Source organism: Nocardioides sp., from assembly GCF_024509035.1.
In the GTDB taxonomy this organism is placed as follows: Bacteria; Actinomycetota; Actinomycetes; order Propionibacteriales; family Nocardioidaceae; genus Nocardioides.
This window is the reverse complement of the sequence record NZ_JANINT010000253.1, coordinates 2,300-2,923: the sequence shown is the minus strand read 5'-3', so window position 1 is coordinate 2,923 and position 624 is coordinate 2,300. Positions and strand designations below refer to the sequence as shown.

The window sequence follows — 624 nt, the reverse complement described above, 5'->3', positions numbered from 1 at the left end:
GGGCGATCGTCGCCGAGCCGCTGCAGATCCACCGGCCGGAGCTCGGGACGACGGAGACCCGCCGGCTGGTCCGCGAGGCGCTGGAACGGGTCGGGCTGCCAGCAGACGCGTCCGCCCGACTGCCCGGAGAGCTCTCCGGCGGCCAGCAGCAGCGCGTCGGTGTCGCCCGGGCGATCATCAGCAGGCCGCGCTTCGTGGTCCTCGACGAGCCCACCTCGTCTCTGGACCTGTCGATCCGGGCGCAGATCCTGGCACTGCTGGCCGAGCTCCAGGAGGACCTCGGCCTGGCCTACCTGTTCGTCTCGCACGACATGCACACCGTGGAGTGGGTCAGCGACCGCGTCGCGGTCATGTACCTCGGCGAGTTCGTCGAGGTCGGACCGACGGCGCAGCTGTTCGCCCAGCCGAGCCACGGTCTGAGGACCGGAGAGGAATCGCAGATGCCCGACCAGGTCACCATCGTCGACAACGAGTCGCTGCCGTGGGTCAACGGGGGTGAGGTCTTCGCCACCATGGAGCCGGCGTTCCGCGACAACCTCGGCGACGACCCCGACCGGGTGCAGGGCCTGCTGTCGAAGTACTGGATGAAGCAGCTGTGGATCGACGACAGCAGCCGGCGGATCG

1 protein-coding gene is annotated in these 624 nt (G+C 69.7%); it reads left to right on the top strand.

Annotated features, from left to right (window positions below; genetic code table 11):
* On the top strand, positions 1 to 624 hold a 624-nt coding region (locus tag Q0L15_RS17435; protein WP_296605722.1), incomplete at both ends, for an ABC transporter ATP-binding protein.